Source organism: Pseudomonas sp. CM27, from assembly GCF_013179515.1.
Taxonomy (GTDB): domain Bacteria; phylum Pseudomonadota; class Gammaproteobacteria; order Pseudomonadales; family Pseudomonadaceae; genus Aquipseudomonas.
The window spans coordinates 1-15570 of record NZ_JABMCN010000139.1 but is presented as its reverse complement, the minus strand read 5'-3'; the positions used below and the strand labels follow the sequence as shown (position 1 = coordinate 15570).

The window sequence follows — 15570 nt, the reverse complement described above, 5'->3', positions numbered from 1 at the left end:
CTTCGGCGCGGTCGTGCCGGATCGGTTTGACACCGCGCACTTCGGCCTTGAACAGGGAAAAATCGTCGTCTTGCATGATGCCTCCACGTGGGCGGCGTAGTTTACGCGACTGTGGGGCCTTCTGCAGCCTGTGCCGGCCTCTTCGCGGGTAAACCCGCTCCCACAGGATCGCTACAGGCCCGGGCAATCCGACATCCCTGTGGGAGCGGGTTCACCCGCGAAGAGGCCCGCAAAGGCTATACACACCCATCAATCGTGTTTTTTCATCAGGTGCGGCGACAGGTTCAATTCCCGCCCCCGGCGCAAGCGAATGCGGCTGCGCCGCCAAAAGCGTACCCCCAGCCACAACAGCAGCAAGCCCGCCCCGGCCAGGATGCCGGCCAGCGGTTTGTTGGCGTTGAGTTCCGCCAGCGCAGGGTAGTTGCCCAGCAGGCCGGCAACCCCGGCCATTGCCAGCAGCACGCCAAGTGTCGCCAGCAGGGCCGACAGCCCAGCCGCCAGGCGAGCGCCCCAGTTACGCGGTTCGCGCGGGCGCAGGCGCTTGGCGTCAAAACTGCCTTTGAGCTTCATTCCGCTCTCCTCTGTGGATATCCGGAATTCGACCTGCTGCCGCCCATCGGGTTCCGCCCGGCTGCCGGGCGGTCGTGCCCGCCGTTCAGATCAGGCTGGCGGTGGGGGCCACGCAAGCGAAGTTGTCGGCCATCACGGCCATTTCGCATTGGTGGATCTGTGCGGCCGGAATCACCCCGTCCTTGAAGGCCAGGTCACGGGTGGCCGAGGCGTCTTCCACCAGGGTGCACCGATAACCATAGTCCTTGGCGCGGCGCACGGTGGTGCTGACGCTGGAATGGCTCATGAAACCGCAGACAATCAGGTCCAGGTGCCCCAGCGCCTGCAAGGTTTCGTGCAGCTGGGTGTTCTTGAAGGCGTTGGGCATGCGTTTTTCGATGACGGTTTCGCCTTCCAGGGGCTCCAGCCCCGGGATGAACTGGCCGGCCGGGCCTTGGGGGTCGAAGCGGCCACCAACGGTGCCCAGGTGGCGAACATGGATGATCGGACGGCCGCTCTTGCGCGCGGCGTCGAGCAACCTGGCGATGTTGGCCACGGCCTCGTCCATGCCCGACAGCTGCAGGGGCCCACTGAGGTACTCCTTTTGCGCATCGATGATGATCAGGCTGGCGTGGCTCAGCTTGGCCGGCGGGTAGTCGCGGCCAGTGAGGCGGAACATCGTGGTTGGAACGGACATCAATGGCTCCTTGAGCAGGGCTTTTGTACACCTATTCTCCCTTGCATTGGCGCCAATGGGAATGGTTGACAACGCAAGCGGCGTAGTTACTGGCTTGTGGCTAGCCTGGGGGCGATCCGGGGGAACAAATGTACGGCCTGGGCTGTTAGACTTTTGTACGGTCTGAAATAGGAGTACCCCGTGATCACATCCCGTCTGCGCACGCTGCGCGACTACATCCGCTGGGCGGTCAGCCGCTTCCACGAGCATGATCTGTTCTTCGGCCACGGTGCCGACAACGCCTGGGACGAGGCCCGCCTGCTGGTGCTGGGCGCGGTGCACCTGCCGTGGGAAGTGGCCGACAGCTACCTGGACTGCATGCTCGAGGACGACGAGCGGGTACGCCTGCAGCACCTGTTGAAACGCCGGATCGAAGAGCGCGTGCCGGCCGCCTACCTGCTGGGCGAGGCCTGGTTCTGCGGCATGTCGTTCATCGTTGACGAACGGGTGCTGGTGCCGCGTTCGCCGATTGGCCAGTTGATCGAAAAGCGCTTCGAGCCGTGGCTGGCCAGCGAACCGGCGCGCATCCTCGACCTGTGCACCGGCTCGGGTTGCATCGGCATCGTCGCCGCCGACGTGTTCCCCGAGGCCGAGGTGGTGCTGGCCGACCTGTCGTTCCAGGCCCTTGAAGTGGCCAACCAGAACATCGAACGCCATGGCCTGGACGGCCGTGTGTTCACCGTGCAGGGTGACGGCTTTAGCGGCTTGCCGGGGCAGCGTTTCGACCTGATCCTGTCCAACCCGCCGTATGTCGATGCCGAAGACTTCGACGACATGCCGGCCGAATACCACCACGAGCCCGAGTTGGGCCTTGCCTGCGGCAATGATGGCCTGGACCTGGTGCGGCGCATGCTGGCCGAGGCGGCAGACCACCTGACCGACAAGGGCTTGCTGATTGTCGAAGTGGGCAACAGCCAGGTGCATGTCGAGGCGCTGTACCCTGAGGTGGACTTCACCTGGCTGGAGTTCGAGCGCGGGGGGCATGGCGTGTTCATGCTGACCTCCGAGCAGTGCCGCCAGCATCAGGAACTGTTCAAAGCCCGGGTCTGACCTGCAGGGCCTCTTCGCGGGTGAACCCGCTCCTACAAGGCCATCACTGGCCTCGGGCCCGGTGCTATCCCTGTAGGAGCGGGTTTACCCGCGAAGCAGGCAACGCGGTCTCAGCGGGTAGCAATCCAGATCAGCAGCCCCGCCTGAAACACCGCAAATGCCACCAGGCAGGTGATGGTAAAGCGCAACCCGCTGTCTTCCCGGTGGTACTTGGCCACCCGCTCATCGCGCTCGCGCAATTGCGCTTCCTTCTCCAGCAATTGCTGGTCAGCCTGCTGCAGCAGGTTGGCGGCATCCAGAATGTCCACCCGCTGCAGGCGCTCGTTGCTCCAGGCCGCTTTCAGCTGGCCCACGGGCATGTCCACGGTGCGGCCCTTCAGGTGCTGGCTGTCTTCGTACTCCACGGCGATACCCACCCCGCGCAAGCAGTGGTCACGGCGCAGGCGCGAGTCTTCGCTCAGCGCATCCTTGCTCGGCAGCGCCATGCCCTCGACCCGGTAATGCGACCAACGGCGTTGCAGCCACTGCGCAGCCTGGGCCAGCAGGAAGCGGCCGATGCCCCGGTTGACGGGCTCCAGTTGCAGGCCATGCTCGCTGCCGATACGCACCAGGTGCTCGGCATGGTCGACGCGGATGTCCAGGCGGTTCTGCTCTTTGTGCACCTTCTGCCCGGGCAGCTGGATCTCCATGCGCAGCAGGCTGCGCGCCTTGTCATGGCGCTCGGCATAGCCGAACTGCACAAAACGCAGCGGCCGCGCGCCGGTGCTGCGGTCGGTGGGCAGGGCGGCCAGGCGCAGCAGCTGGAAGTGTTCCGGGGCCAGGTCGGCCCAGGGCAGGGCAGGGGGTTGCTGGGCCTCTTCGGCCGGCTCTACGGCGGCGGGTGTGGTTGTCATCGGGGCTTGTCCTCGGCTATGCCTGCTGTATCGGCAGGCTTGCCAAGGACCTGAGCCTGTTCAGCTCACGCCGAAGGCAAATGCTGGATGAACGTCACAATCCGCTCACCCAGTTCCTGCGCCAGCGGTAGCTCGGGGTTGAGGTAGCTGTCGCGCTGCTGGCTCATGCCCTTGGGGCTGATGCGCAGCATGTGGTTCATGCCGTCGATCAACACCAGCTGCGCATCCGGCTTGGCGGCCTTCAGCCGTTGGGCATCGACCACGTCCACCTGCACGTCGTTGCGCCCCTGCACGATCAGCGCGGGCATGGGCAGGCGGGCAAAGGCTGCAGCCGGGTTTTGCCGGAACAGCGAAATCAGGTACGGCTGCACACTGGGGCGAAACACCTGGCGCAGCGGCGCCGGCACTTCCAGGCTGGTCTGCCCGGCCTGCAGGCGGTCGAGCAGGGCGCTGCCACCGGCCAGCTGCGCCGGCGGCAGGCGTTGTGCCAGCTGCTCGCGCAGCACATCGGCCAGCGGGCGGCCGCTGCCGGCCAGGGTGATCACGGCGCTGGCGCCGGCCCGCTCGGCGGCCAGGCTGGCGATCAGTGCGCCTTCGCTGTGGCCGATCAATATCAGCGGGCCAAAGCGCGGGTCGGCCTTGAGCTTGTGGCTCCAGGCGACCACATCGGCCACGTAGCGCTCCACGCTGAGGTCACGCTCGTCGGGCGTGGCCGGCTGGCTGGCAGCCACACCGCGCTTGTCGTAGCGCACGCTGGCGATATGCTCGTTGGCCAGCAGCAGGGCCAGGCGCTTGAGGTTGTCTACCCTGCCTGAAGCCGGGTTGTTGCCGTTGCGGTCGGTGGGGCCGGAGCCGGCGATGATCAGCACCACCGGTGGCGGGGTGGCCTGTTGCGGCAGCAGCAGGCTGCCGTGCAGCACGCCCTGGCCGGTGTCCAGGTCGATCGGGCGTTGCAGCACGGTGGGGGCGGCGGCCTGGGCCAGGCCGGAGCACAACAGCAGGAACAAGGCGACGAGGCGCGACATCAGGCGGTACTACATGGGGAGATGAGGGTTTGACCCAATGTCTGCGGGAAGGTTCTCGGGCTTTGTATGCAGGTTCGGCCTCATCGCCGGCAAGCCAGCTCCCACAGGGAATCCACAATGCCTGGGCCTGTGGTAAACCTGTGGGAGCCTGCTTGCCGGCGATAGGGCCAGTACAGACAACCAATCCATCTGTATACTGCCGCTTTCGTCCATTTCAGGCTGATCTCGCGGAGCGTCCATGTCCGGCAATACCTACGGCAAGCTGTTCACTGTCACCACCGCTGGCGAAAGCCATGGCCCGGCGTTGGTCGCCATTGTCGATGGGTGCCCACCCGGCCTGGAAATTTCCCTCGCCGACCTGCAGCACGACCTGGACCGGCGCAAGCCCGGCACCAGCCGGCACACCACCCAGCGCCAGGAAGCCGACGAGGTGGAAATCCTCTCCGGCGTGTTCGAAGGCCGTACCACGGGCTGCTCGATCGGCCTGCTGATCCGCAACACCGACCAGAAGTCCAAGGACTACTCGGCGATCAAGGACCTGTTCCGCCCGGCCCACGCCGATTACACCTACCACCACAAGTACGGCATCCGCGACTACCGCGGCGGCGGCCGCAGCTCGGCCCGCGAAACCGCCATGCGCGTGGCCGCCGGTGCCATCGCCAAGAAGTACCTGGCCACCCAGGGCATCACCGTGCGCGGCTACATGAGCCAGCTGGGCCCGATCGAAATCCCGTTCAAGACCTGGGAATCGGTGGAGCACAACGCCTTCTTCAGCCCCGACCCCGACAAGGTGCCGGAGCTGGAGGCCTACATGGACCAGCTTCGCCGTGACCAGGACTCGGTAGGCGCCAGAATCACCGTGGTCGCCGAGGGCGTGATGCCGGGCCTGGGCGAGCCGATCTTCGACCGCCTCGACGCAGAGCTGGCCCACGCGCTGATGAGCATCAACGCCGTCAAGGGCGTGGAAATCGGCGCCGGCTTTGCCAGCGTTGCCCAGCGCGGTACCGAACACCGTGACGAGCTCACCCCCGAAGGCTTCCTCAGCAACAACGCTGGCGGCATCCTCGGTGGCATCTCTTCGGGTCAGCCGATCGTGGCGCACCTGGCGCTGAAACCGACCTCCAGCATCACCACCCCGGGCCGCTCCATCGACGTTGACGGCAATCCGGTGGATGTCATCACCAAAGGCCGCCACGACCCTTGCGTGGGCATTCGTGCCACACCGATCGCCGAGGCAATGATGGCCATTGCGCTGATGGACCACCTGCTGCGCCACCGTGCGCAGAATGCCGATGTGCGCGTGAATACCCCGGTGCTGGGCCAGCGCTGATTCCCCTGCACCGGCCCTATCGCCGGCAAGCCAGGTCCCACAGGTACCCCACAGTCTTCAGGTATGAGGTGATCCTGTGGGAGCTGGCTTGCCGGCGATAGGGCCGGCCCAGGTTCCCACAAGGCCACCCCATGCAACCCATCCCCTACTGGCGCCTGTCCACTTTCTACCTGTTCTACTTCGCCCTGCTCGGCTCCACCGCCCCGTTCCTGGCGCTGTACTTCGACCACCTGGGCTTTTCCCCGGCGCGCATCGGCGAGCTGGTGGCCATCCCCATGCTGATGCGCTGCGTGGCGCCCAACCTGTGGGGCTGGCTGGGCGATCGCAGCGGCCAGCGCCTGCTGATCGTGCGCCTGGGGGCGTTGGCGACCCTGGCGAGCTTCGCCCTGATCTTCTTCGGCAAAAGCTACGCCTGGCTGGCATTGGTCATGGCCCTGCACGCGTTCTTCTGGCATGCCGTGCTGCCGCAGTTCGAGGTGATAACCCTGGCGCACCTGCACGGGCAGACCGCGCGTTACAGCCAGGTGCGGTTGTGGGGCTCGATCGGCTTCATCCTCACCGTGGTGGGGCTGGGCCGGCTGTTCGAATGGCTGAGCCTGGATATCTACCCGGTAGCGCTGGTGACCATCATGGCGGGCATCGTCGCGGCCAGCCTGTGGGTGCCCAATGCCCAGCCGGTGGAGCAGGGCGAGCGCCGCAGCGCGGGTGGTTTCCTGCAGCAGCTGCGCGCCCCGGGGGTGATCGCATTCTATGCCTGCGTGGCGCTGATGCAGCTCAGCCACGGGCCGTACTACACCTTCCTCACCCTGCACCTGGAGCACCTGGGCTACAGCCGGGGTGCCATCGGCTTGCTGTGGGCGCTGGGGGTGGTGGCCGAAGTGCTGATGTTCATGCTCATGAGCCGCCTGTTCGCCCGCTTCAGCGTGCAACGGGTGCTGCTGGTCAGCTTCCTGCTGGCGGCTGTGCGCTGGTTGCTGCTGGGTAACCTGGCGGACGAGCCGACAGTACTGATATTCGCCCAGTTGCTGCACGCGGCCACGTTCGGTTGCTTCCATGCCGCCTGCATTGCCTTCGTCCAGGCCAGCTTCGGTGCCCGCCAGCAGGGCCAGGGCCAGGCGCTGTACGCCGCGCTGTCGGGTACCGGCGGCGCTTTGGGCGCCTTGTATTCGGGCTACAGCTGGAAGCTGCTGGGGCCCGCCTTCACCTTTGGTATGGCCAGTGCCGCAGCCTTGGCTGCAGCCGTTATCATGGCCCTTTGTTCGCAACCTGCCAGGACCCGCCCCTGATGAGCATTCTCAGCGTTTTCCACCCCGCCAGCCCGGAACTGCCGAACAAGGTGCTGACCCACCATGATGACATCGCCGCCACCCTGGCCGAGCAGGGCGTGCATTTTGCGCATGCCGAACACGGCCTGCGGGTGCGCCCGGGTACGGCCCGGGACGAGGTACTGGATGCCTGCCGAGGGTACCTGGACCAGCTGATGACGGCGCATGGCTGCAAGGCCTTCGTGCTGCTCAACCGTGATGGGGAAGACCCGGCGCAGGTGGATGTGCGCGATGAGCATGTGCACGACAGCGACGAGGTATTTGCAGTTGTCAGCGGGCGCGCACAAGTTGGCCTACGGCTTGCTGGAGGGGTGTACTCGGTGCTGTGCGAGAAGGGTGACCAACTGCTGGTCCCGGCGGGGACCCGGCGCTGGGTGGAGCTGGGTGATACGCCGTTTTGCCTCGCGGTGCGCGTGTTTGGCAGCGAGCAGGGCGTGGAACCGCGGTTTACCGGAGATCTGACTGCACGGGCATTCCCGGGGATTGACGAGCTGTAGTGGCCTCGCGGGCCTCTTCGCGGGTAAACCCGCTCCCACATTGATTGACTGCGAACCCTGAGGGTTACGCGATCAGTGTGGGAGCGGGTTCACCCGCGAAGAGGCCCTTGATACCACCACAAAAATCAACGATAGGTCGGCAGGGCAAACCGCTGTTGGCTCTGCAGCATGGTAATCACCGGCAATTCACTGGCCTGCTCAGCCAGATCGCGGCGAATGGCGCTGATCGCCCAGGACAGCTGTTCGGCGCTGTGCAGTTGTCCGTAGGTCAGCACCCGGCGGGTCACCTTGCCATCGGCAGCACGCAAGGTCAGCAGCACGCCGCCATCGGGGCGGGGCTGGGTATTGACCTGATAAGCCGAGAATACCGAAACGAACTTTTCCTGGATGAGGTCCATATCAACTCCTGACAAAGGTGGTGTGGCAATCGTGATGAAGTAGATTGCAGTGACCGTGCCAGAAATTGATTTGCAGAAAAGTCCTTTGAAATCAGTGATTTATAAAGATTTTTCAGAGGGGTTACCGTGCATCCTGCAAGGTCGTGCAATTTGCACAGTGCATTTTGCACGGCCCGGCTTGTGCCTATCGGCTCGATAGAAACTGAACCTTTGACCCAAAGCGTGAGCCTGACAAACACTTAGGCACCGATTTCTGCCAGGAGGTTCCCGATGTCCAGCCAAACCGCGCCCGCCACCATGACTGCCGATGAAACCGCTGCCTTCGCCGAACAGGTGTTCGACACTGCCCGCCACGGCGATGCCGAAATGCTCGCGCGCCTGCTTGCCAGCGGCCTGCCGGCCAACCTGCGCAACCACAAGGGCGACACCCTGCTGATGCTGGCCAGCTACCATGGCCACCATGACGCGGTGCGCGTGCTGCTGGCGCAGGGTGCCGACCCGCTGATCGCCAATGACAACGGGCAACTGCCCATCGCCGGCGCCGCCTTCAAAGGCGACCTGGCCATGATCCGCCTGCTGCTGGAGCATGGCGTGCCAGTGGACGCCTGCGCGCAGGACGGGCGCACCGCGCTGATGCTGGCGGCCATGTTCAACCGCAGCGACATCCTCGACTATCTGCTGGCACAAGGCGCCGACCCGGCCCACCAGGACGCCCGCGGTGCCACCGCCCTGATGGCGGCGCAGACCATGGGTGCCGTGGACGCCACGGCGCGCCTGCAGGCGCTGGCCGGCTAACAGCAAAGGGGCTTTTGCGGCTATCCTTGGCGACTTTTCACCCGTCGCAGGCCCCTTTCATGAAAACTCAGTTGCTCGAATTCATCAGCCTCATCGGCGCTGGCTGCATGCTCGAGGCAGACATCGAGCGCATTGCCGACGAGGCCGCCCAGGCCTACGCCGACCCGGCCGCCTTCCTGGCCGCCAACCCTGACATCAATTACGACGACAGCTTCCCCATGCCGCTGGGCGAATGGGTGGTGCTGGGCAGCCTGCCGGACACCGTGGTGTTCCAGGCTGACAGCTACCAGGACCTGTTCCAGCAGATCAGCGATTCATTCGACAACAGCGTGCCGTTCACCCTCAAGCCCAAGCAGCTGGCCCGTACCGAGCCGCTGACTGCACTTAACCGCATCCAGGTGCAGATGGGCGCGCTGAACAAAGAGGCCGGCGGTTATGTGCTGTTGAATTTCAGCCAGTTGCTGGATGACGAGCTGCAGATGGTAATGGTGGGGCAGCATGACCTGGCGCGGGTCCAGGCGCTTGGGGCCGAAGTGGGCATCAAGGTCGAGCCGGCCCTGGAAGCCCTGAAAGTGGCTGTCCACGTCTGATTTCGGCGTTTGCATCTTCGCGGGCTCGCCCGCTCCCACAGGATCATCACTGGACTCAATTGCAGTGGGATACCTGTGGGAGCGGGTTCACCCGCGAATAGGCCGGTTCAGGTAACTTCAAGTTCAGCCCAGCGCGGTATCCAGAAACATCATCACCGCAAACCCGCCCATCAACCCCAGGGTCGCCGCTGTCTGGTGCCCGTTCCGGTGGGTTTCGGGTATCACCTCGTGGCTGACCACAAAGATCATTGCCCCCGCCGCCAGCCCCATGCTGATCGGGTAGGCCAGGGCAAAGCCGGTGGAAATCCCCAGGCCGATCACCGCACCCAGCGGCTCCATCAGCCCCGACCCGACCGCCACCAGAGCCGCCTTCATGTTCGACAGCCCGGTTGCCCGCAAGGCCAAGGCTACGGCCAGCCCCTCGGGGATGTCCTGGATGGCGATGGCGGTAGTCAGCGGCAGGCCGATGTTCATGTCGCCGTTGGTAAAGCTCACGCCAATGGCCATGCCCTCTGGCAGGTTGTGCAGGGTGATTGCCAGCACGAACAGCCACACCCGGCTGAAGCGCTCGGTTTCCGGCCCGACCACACCGACGGTTTGATGCTCGTGCGGGGTAAAGCGGTCCAGGCCCAGCATCAGCAGCACACCCAGCCCCATGCCCAGCACCACGGTGAAGGCCGCGGCGGGCCCGCTGCCGGTGATGTCCCGGGCGGCGTCCAGCCCCGGCAGAATCAGCGAAAATGAGCTGGCCGCCAGCATCATGCCGGCGGCAAAGCCCAGCATCACATCCTGGTTGCGCGTGCTGACATCACGCAGCACCACGGCCAGTACCGCGCCCAGGGCGGTGGCGCCGAAGCCGGCAAACCCGCCCAGCGCCGCCAGGTGCAGGTTTTCGGCATGGTCGCCATGAATGGCATTCCACAGGCTCGCCGCCAGCAGCGCCAGCACGGCCAGCAGGCTCAACGCCAGGCCGGCGCCCACCCACGGGCTGCTGGCTATCTGTTGCCGCCAGGCACTGAGGGGGGAGGGCGGGGCGGCGCTGTGACTCTGGGCTGGGGGCATGTGAACCTCGGATTCGGCGTATAAGGCAGTTTATGCAGTGACCGGCCCGCATTGCCAAGGTTTCCCCTCTATCGACGTGATAGCTGGCTATGCTGTGCAGCAAAGCCTTAGCACAGGAGCCATGGCATGGGGTCTACATTCAACAGCCTGGTAGGGCTGATCATACTGGCGCTGGATATCTGGGCCATCTTCAACGTGATCAAGAGTGGCCGCGAGGTGGGCATCAAGGTGTTGTGGATCTTGCTGATCGCACTGCTGCCGGTGGTGGGCCTGGTGATCTGGGCGATTGCCGGCCCGCGGGGGAATGCGCGCATTTGAAGGCCGGCGCAGACAAAACCGGCAACACCCTCGTGACAAAATTTTCACATTGGTTTAAACAGAATCCGCACCCGCACAATGCTGCGTTGGTCTAGCACCAGCGCCATCTCCGCAAACCGCAATCCTAGGACCTTCCCATTCATGGCTAACACGGACGCCCTGAAGCAACGGGGCGGGCGAGCGTCGTTCTCGCCGACCCTGAAATCCCACCTGGCCTACACGCTGCTCAGCGCCCTGGTGATCATGCTGATGCTCAGCCTCGTGCGCCTCGCGCTGCTGGTCTACAACAGCGACATGATCGGCGATACACCCTATACAACCGTCGCCGAGGGCTTCCTCAACGGCTTGCGCTTCGACCTGCGGGTGGTGGTGTACCTCAGCATACCGCTGCTGCTGGCCATTCTCAGCCCCTGGGCGATGGCCCGGCGTGGCGTGTTCCGTTTCTGGCTGACCCTCACCTCGAGCGTGGTGATGTTCCTCGGCCTGATGGAAATGGACTTCTACCGCGAGTTCCACCAGCGCCTCAACGGCCTGGTGTTCCAGTACATCAAGGAAGACCCGAAAACCGTCATGAGCATGCTCTGGTACGGTTTCCCGGTGGTGCGCTACCTGTTGGCCTGGGCCTTTGGCACCTGGCTGCTGAGCCTGTTGTTCAAGGGCATCGACCGCATCACCCGTGGCGATGGCGTGCAGCGCGTGGCGCCGTGGTACAACCGCCTGGCGGTATTCATGGTGATTCTGCTGGTGGCCGTGGTCGCCGCCCGTGGCACCTTGCGCCAGGGCCCGCCAATGCGCTGGGGTGATGCCTTTACCACCGACTCCAACTTCGTCAACCAGTTGGGCCTGAACGGCACCCTGACCCTGATCGACGCCGCCAAGAGCCGCTTCGGCGAAGACCGCGCCAACATCTGGAAGCCGGTGCTGGACCAGGCTGTGGCCACGCAAAGCGTGCGCGAGCAGTTGCTGACCGCCCACGACACGCTGGTCGATGCCGATGAGGCTGCCATCCGCCGCGACTTCCTGCCGCCGGCCGAGCGCACCCTGCCGATCAAGAACGTGGTGGTGATCCTGATGGAAAGCTTCGCCGGCCACTCGGTGGGCGCGCTGGGCAGCCCCAACAACATCACGCCGTACTTCGACAAGCTGGCCAAAGAAGGCCTGCTGTTCGACCGCTTCTTCTCCAACGGCACCCATACCCACCAGGGCATGTTCGCCACCATGGCCTGCTTCCCCAACTTGCCCGGGTTCGAATACCTGATGCAGACCCCGGAAGGCGGCCACAAGCTGTCGGGCCTGCCGGCCTTGCTCAGCGCCCGCAATTACGACGACGTGTACGTGTACAACGGCGACTTCGCCTGGGACAACCAGTCCGGGTTCTTCGGCAACCAGGGCATGACCACGTTCATCGGCCGCAACGACTTCGTCAACCCGGTGTTCTCCGACCCGACGTGGGGCGTGTCCGACCAGGACATGTTCGACCGCGGCAACGAGGAGCTGGCCAAGCATGATGGCAAAAAACCGATCTATGCCCTGCTGCAGACCTTGTCCAACCACACCCCGTACGCGCTGCCTAAAGACCTGCCGGTCGAGAAGGTTACCGGGCAAGGCCGCCTGGACGAGCACCTGACCGCCATGCGCTACTCGGACTGGGCGCTGGGCCAGTTCTTCGAGAAGGCGCGTAAAGAGCCGTACTTCAAGGACACCCTGTTCGTCATCGTGGGTGACCATGGCTTTGGCAACCACCAGCAGGTGACCGAGCTGGACCTGGGCCGCTTCAACGTACCGCTGCTGCTGATCGCCCCGGGTATCCAGGAGAAGTTCGGCGCGGTCGACCACACCGTGGGCACCCAGGTCGACATCGTGCCGACCATCATGGGCCGTCTGGGTGGCCAGGCCCGGCACCAGTGCTGGGGCCGCGACTTGCTCAACCTGCCTGAGGGCGACCAGGGTTCGGGCATGATCAAGCCGTCGGGCAGCGAGCAGATCGTCGGCCTGGTGCAGGGCGACCGTATCCTGATCGAGTCCAAGGACATGACCCCGCGCATGTACCGCTACCAGCTGGGCAGCGAGTTCAAGGCCGAGCTGATCGAAAGCCCGGACCAGCCGGAAATGCTCAAGAAGCTGGAAGCGTATATCCAGACGGCGACCAAGAGCCTGCTGGATAACACCGCGGGTGTAGTGCACGGTACGCCGAAGTAAGGTGGCAACAGGGGCCGCTTTGCGGCCCATTCGCGGGTGAACCCGCTCCCACAGGGAAGTCACAGGGCCTGAGGTTGATGGTATCCGTGTGGGAGCGGGTTTACCCGCGAAGAGGCCGGCACAGACTGAACATTCTCCCAACCCCAAGGTCAGTTATTCAGGCATCACACACCTTGTGGTATTTGATGGAGAGGGCTCGTTCAATGAAAGAGTGGGAAGTCATCTTTGCCGACCAGAAAGGCGAACCGTCCAGGTTGCTGCTGCATGCCGAGCATATCCCCAGCGAAGAGGACGCCGCGCGGGCGATCCGTTCGCACCTGTTTCCGGTGATGGACGAGCTTGACCTCAACGACTTCCAGGACCGCGCCATTTCCCCCACTGCACGCTGGCTCAAGGAACAGAGCGGCGTCACCATCACCAGCATCCACGAAGCGCCCTGAACCACACGTTTGCGTGGTGCCGTTGCAGGCACTACGCTGGTGGAAGGTGCCTGCCTATTCTGCGGGTTGGTGCCTTTTCTATTCGCGTCTTGCATCAGCTCGAACTGCGCGGCCACTGCCGGCAGGTGCGTAGTGCACGGAAAGTCTATCCATTGCTTTATTCAGGAGGACGATTCATGAGCAGCCAGAACGACGATATCAGCAGCAACGTCCTGCGCCAGATGAAAGCAGGCGGTTTCGACTTCACCCGGATCCACCCCATCGAGTTCTATGCTGTATTCCCCGACGAAGCAGGGGCCCGCCGTGCGGCCGGGCAGTTTCGCGGTGAATCCCTCAATGCCCAGGTAACCGAAATGGGCGACGGTGCCTGGCACCTGGAGCTGAGCAAGGTCATGTACGCCACGTATGGCGGGATTGGCGATTTCGAGGAGACCTTCGAGCAGCTGGTGACACCTTATGGTGGTGAAGTGGAAGGCTGGGGCGTCAAGCACGAACGGCTGACTGCCTGACGGTCCGTAGTGGCTTTTTCGCAAACTTGCCCACGCCCACAGATATTCACAAGGCCTGAAACCTGTGCGATCCCTGTGGGAGCGGGCATGCCCGCGAATGGCCAGGCACCGCAGTCAAGGCCTGCGCCCGGCCATATGCCCCAGATAGGCCAGCAGCGCATCCAGCTCCTGCTCACTCAACACGCTTTCGGCAAACCCCGGCATCTTCGCCTGCGGCCAGCGGCGCAGGCTCTGCGGGTCACGTATCAGCTTGCGCAGGTAAGCAGGCTGGAAATACTCGGTCGGGTTGTGCGGCACGTTCAAATCCGGCCCTAGCTGCGCATCTCCCGCGCCGTTAAGCGTATGGCACGCCAGGCAGTTCTGCTGGAACAACGCAAACCCCTGGCGCACCGGGCTGTCGCCAGGCAGCGTCGGGTCGGGCAGCAGCGCCGGAAAACGCTGCGTCACCGGCGACAGCTGGCGCAGGGTGGAAATCTGGAACGGCCACTGTTCCGGGCGTATGCCGCTGGCCTGCGGCGCCGTCCACACCAGGTAGAACGGCCCGGCGCTCGGCTTGCCCTTGCTCAGTGGTGGCCAAGGCTTGCTCCGGTCTTCCACGGCCAGCCAGGCCCGTGCAGGCCCTTGCTGCAGCAGCGGCGCAGCAGGCATTTCGGCGGCAAAGCCATCCAGCGCTACTGCTTGCAGGTGGTCGCTGGCGTTCACACCCTCCAGCAGTGCGGCCAGCGGCACCGCCCGATAGTGCATGGGGCGTTTATAGGACACGTCCTGTTCGATGCTGATTTCACGCGCCTGCGGGTGGCCGAGCAGTTCGGCGCTGCTCCACTCGCGCGTGCTGGCGCCCAGCGCCAGGTGCAGCTGCGCCGCCGACAGTGGCAGGCTCAGCAGCATCATCAACAGGGCAAGGCAGTGGCGCATGGGCAATCTCCGACCATCAAGGCCAGCAGATTACCTGTGCACTGCCCGTTGGCGCCACCGCCGCAGTCAGCCGAACAAACGTGTCAGGTTCGGCAAGATCAACAGCAAAGTCGTGGCGAAAAGAATGAGCCCAGCTTGGCGAATTTTCGATTGTCTGAACATGGCGGACCGCCTTCTTGTTGTTATTCCTGAATACCCGTTGGCTTCCCTGTCGTACTGCGGGTCGATCGCAGTGGCGTCGATGGCGCCTGAACTGCCTGCCTCTTGTAAGTGCATATACATCCAACACTAGGGTGTGTGTCAGGCATCTTTGAGAACCCTTTGTTCTAACCGTATAGCCGCACGATTCCGTGTGGCTATGAGGCCTTGTGCCAGCCGGCTGGCATGCTCTGACTAGACGCTGGCGCAACTGCTGGCGACATACCGACAAAATGTGACCGTTCGTCAGTGCAGCCTACTTGCTTGTACGTGCCTTTCGCGTCAGTCTCTACAGCAGATTCCCACTCATGTCGTTCAGGACTATTCCTATGTCGTTACGCATCTGCATCCTTGAGACCGATGTCCTGCGTCCGGAGTTGACCGCGCAGTATCAGGGCTACGGCAGGATGTTCGAGCAGCTCTTTTCGCGTCAGCCGATCGCCGCCGAATTTTGTGTCTACAACGTGATGCACGGCGACTACCCCGCCGACAATGAAGTGTTCGATGCCTACCTTGTGACGGGCAGCAAGGCCGATTCGTTCGGAACCGATGCCTGGATCCAGACCCTCAAGGCGTATCTGCTGAAACTGTACGAGCGTGGCGAGAAATTGCTGGGTGTGTGCTTCGGCCATCAGTTGCTGGCGTTGACCCTGGGCGGCAAGGCCGAGCGCGCCGAGAAAGGCTGGGGCGTGGGCATCCACCGCTACACGCTGGCGGCCCATGCGCCGTGGATGGACCCGG

The 15570-nt window shown here is 64.0% G+C and carries 17 protein-coding genes and 2 pseudogenes; 11 read left to right on the top strand and 8 right to left on the bottom strand.

Annotation, left to right across the window (positions count from 1 at the left end; genetic code table 11):
• The 3 genes and pseudogenes from HP547_RS17660 to HP547_RS17650 form a co-directional block, all read right to left on the bottom strand.
• A pseudogene (locus HP547_RS17660) lies at nucleotides 1-76 on the bottom strand (Smr/MutS family endonuclease); the annotation flags it as partial.
• 173 nt (nucleotides 77-249) lie between these two features.
• Nucleotides 250-570 (bottom strand): hypothetical protein, encoded by a 321-nt coding sequence (locus tag HP547_RS17655; protein ID WP_172286960.1) that lies wholly within the window; start codon nucleotides 568-570, stop codon nucleotides 250-252.
• An 85-nt stretch (nucleotides 571-655) separates the two neighbouring features.
• Nucleotides 656-1246: a cysteine hydrolase family protein gene (locus tag HP547_RS17650; protein ID WP_156859403.1), complete on the bottom strand. Its 591-nt coding sequence runs from the start codon at nucleotides 1244-1246 to the stop codon at nucleotides 656-658.
• A gap of 180 nt (nucleotides 1247-1426) precedes the next feature.
• Between HP547_RS17650 and prmB the strand changes: the two genes are divergently transcribed.
• Nucleotides 1427-2335, top strand: coding sequence for a 50S ribosomal protein L3 N(5)-glutamine methyltransferase (gene prmB / locus HP547_RS17645; RefSeq protein ID WP_172286959.1), 909 nt, complete (start codon nucleotides 1427-1429; stop codon nucleotides 2333-2335).
• Nucleotides 2336-2445: 110 nt separating this feature from the next.
• Here prmB and HP547_RS17640 read toward each other — a convergent pair whose 3' ends face one another.
• On the bottom strand, nucleotides 2446-3228 hold the full coding sequence (locus HP547_RS17640; protein WP_172286958.1) for a hypothetical protein: 783 nt from the start codon (nucleotides 3226-3228) through the stop codon (nucleotides 2446-2448).
• Nucleotides 3229-3293: 65 nt separating this feature from the next.
• Nucleotides 3294-4256, bottom strand: coding sequence for an alpha/beta hydrolase (locus tag HP547_RS17635; RefSeq protein WP_172228855.1), 963 nt, complete (start codon nucleotides 4254-4256; stop codon nucleotides 3294-3296).
• Between the two features lie 235 nt (nucleotides 4257-4491).
• Here HP547_RS17635 and aroC point away from each other — a divergent pair, with 235 nt between their 5' ends.
• The 3 genes from aroC to HP547_RS17620 all read left to right on the top strand — a co-directional run bounded on the left by aroC (nucleotide 4492) and on the right by HP547_RS17620 (nucleotide 7405).
• Nucleotides 4492-5583, top strand: coding sequence for a chorismate synthase (gene aroC / locus HP547_RS17630; protein ID WP_172228851.1), 1092 nt, complete (start codon nucleotides 4492-4494; stop codon nucleotides 5581-5583).
• 131 nt (nucleotides 5584-5714) lie between these two features.
• Nucleotides 5715-6869 (top strand): MFS transporter, encoded by a 1155-nt coding sequence (locus HP547_RS17625; RefSeq protein WP_172286957.1) that lies wholly within the window; start codon nucleotides 5715-5717, stop codon nucleotides 6867-6869.
• Nucleotides 6869-7405 (top strand): oxidase, encoded by a 537-nt coding sequence (locus tag HP547_RS17620; RefSeq protein WP_172230191.1) that lies wholly within the window; start codon nucleotides 6869-6871, stop codon nucleotides 7403-7405. The genes HP547_RS17625 and HP547_RS17620 overlap by 1 nt, the downstream gene beginning before the upstream one ends.
• A gap of 125 nt (nucleotides 7406-7530) precedes the next feature.
• Here the strand turns inward: HP547_RS17620 and HP547_RS17615 are convergent, their stop codons facing one another.
• Entirely contained in the window at nucleotides 7531-7803 is a 273-nt protein-coding gene (locus HP547_RS17615) for a DUF3509 domain-containing protein (protein WP_172230193.1), read from the bottom strand.
• Nucleotides 7804-8073: 270 nt separating this feature from the next.
• Here HP547_RS17615 and HP547_RS17610 point away from each other — a divergent pair, with 270 nt between their 5' ends.
• Together HP547_RS17610 and HP547_RS17605 are read left to right on the top strand one after the other, a co-directional pair.
• Nucleotides 8074-8598 carry an ankyrin repeat domain-containing protein gene (locus HP547_RS17610; protein ID WP_172230195.1) on the top strand — a complete coding sequence of 175 codons (525 nt, stop codon included), beginning with the start codon at nucleotides 8074-8076 and terminating at the stop codon, nucleotides 8596-8598.
• Nucleotides 8599-8657: 59 nt separating this feature from the next.
• Entirely contained in the window at nucleotides 8658-9188 is a 531-nt protein-coding gene (locus tag HP547_RS17605; RefSeq protein ID WP_172286956.1) for a hypothetical protein, read from the top strand.
• A 123-nt stretch (nucleotides 9189-9311) separates the two neighbouring features.
• Here the strand turns inward: HP547_RS17605 and HP547_RS17600 are convergent, their stop codons facing one another.
• Nucleotides 9312-10250 carry a ZIP family metal transporter gene (locus HP547_RS17600; RefSeq protein WP_172286955.1) on the bottom strand — a complete coding sequence of 313 codons (939 nt, stop codon included), beginning with the start codon at nucleotides 10248-10250 and terminating at the stop codon, nucleotides 9312-9314.
• A 126-nt stretch (nucleotides 10251-10376) separates the two neighbouring features.
• Between HP547_RS17600 and HP547_RS17595 the strand changes: the two genes are divergently transcribed.
• The 4 genes from HP547_RS17595 to HP547_RS17580 all read left to right on the top strand — a co-directional run bounded on the left by HP547_RS17595 (nucleotide 10377) and on the right by HP547_RS17580 (nucleotide 13716).
• The gene (locus HP547_RS17595) at nucleotides 10377-10568 is read left to right on the top strand and encodes a PLDc N-terminal domain-containing protein (protein ID WP_172230200.1); all 192 of its coding nucleotides are present in this window, start codon (nucleotides 10377-10379) and stop codon (nucleotides 10566-10568) included.
• Nucleotides 10569-10709: 141 nt separating this feature from the next.
• Complete coding sequence (locus tag HP547_RS17590) at nucleotides 10710-12767, top strand: LTA synthase family protein (RefSeq protein WP_172286954.1); 2058 nt, start codon at nucleotides 10710-10712, stop codon at nucleotides 12765-12767.
• A 203-nt stretch (nucleotides 12768-12970) separates the two neighbouring features.
• Entirely contained in the window at nucleotides 12971-13207 is a 237-nt protein-coding gene (locus HP547_RS17585) for a hypothetical protein (protein WP_172229379.1), read from the top strand.
• Between the two features lie 176 nt (nucleotides 13208-13383).
• Nucleotides 13384-13716 (top strand): ribonuclease E inhibitor RraB, encoded by a 333-nt coding sequence (locus HP547_RS17580; protein ID WP_172286953.1) that lies wholly within the window; start codon nucleotides 13384-13386, stop codon nucleotides 13714-13716.
• 114 nt (nucleotides 13717-13830) lie between these two features.
• Here the strand turns inward: HP547_RS17580 and HP547_RS17575 are convergent, their stop codons facing one another.
• Nucleotides 13831-14631, bottom strand: coding sequence for a cytochrome c (locus tag HP547_RS17575; RefSeq protein ID WP_172286952.1), 801 nt, complete (start codon nucleotides 14629-14631; stop codon nucleotides 13831-13833).
• A gap of 527 nt (nucleotides 14632-15158) precedes the next feature.
• On the opposite strand from HP547_RS17575, the pseudogene HP547_RS17570 reads away from it, so the two are divergent.
• Nucleotides 15159-15570, top strand: a pseudogene (locus tag HP547_RS17570) (amidotransferase); the annotation flags it as partial.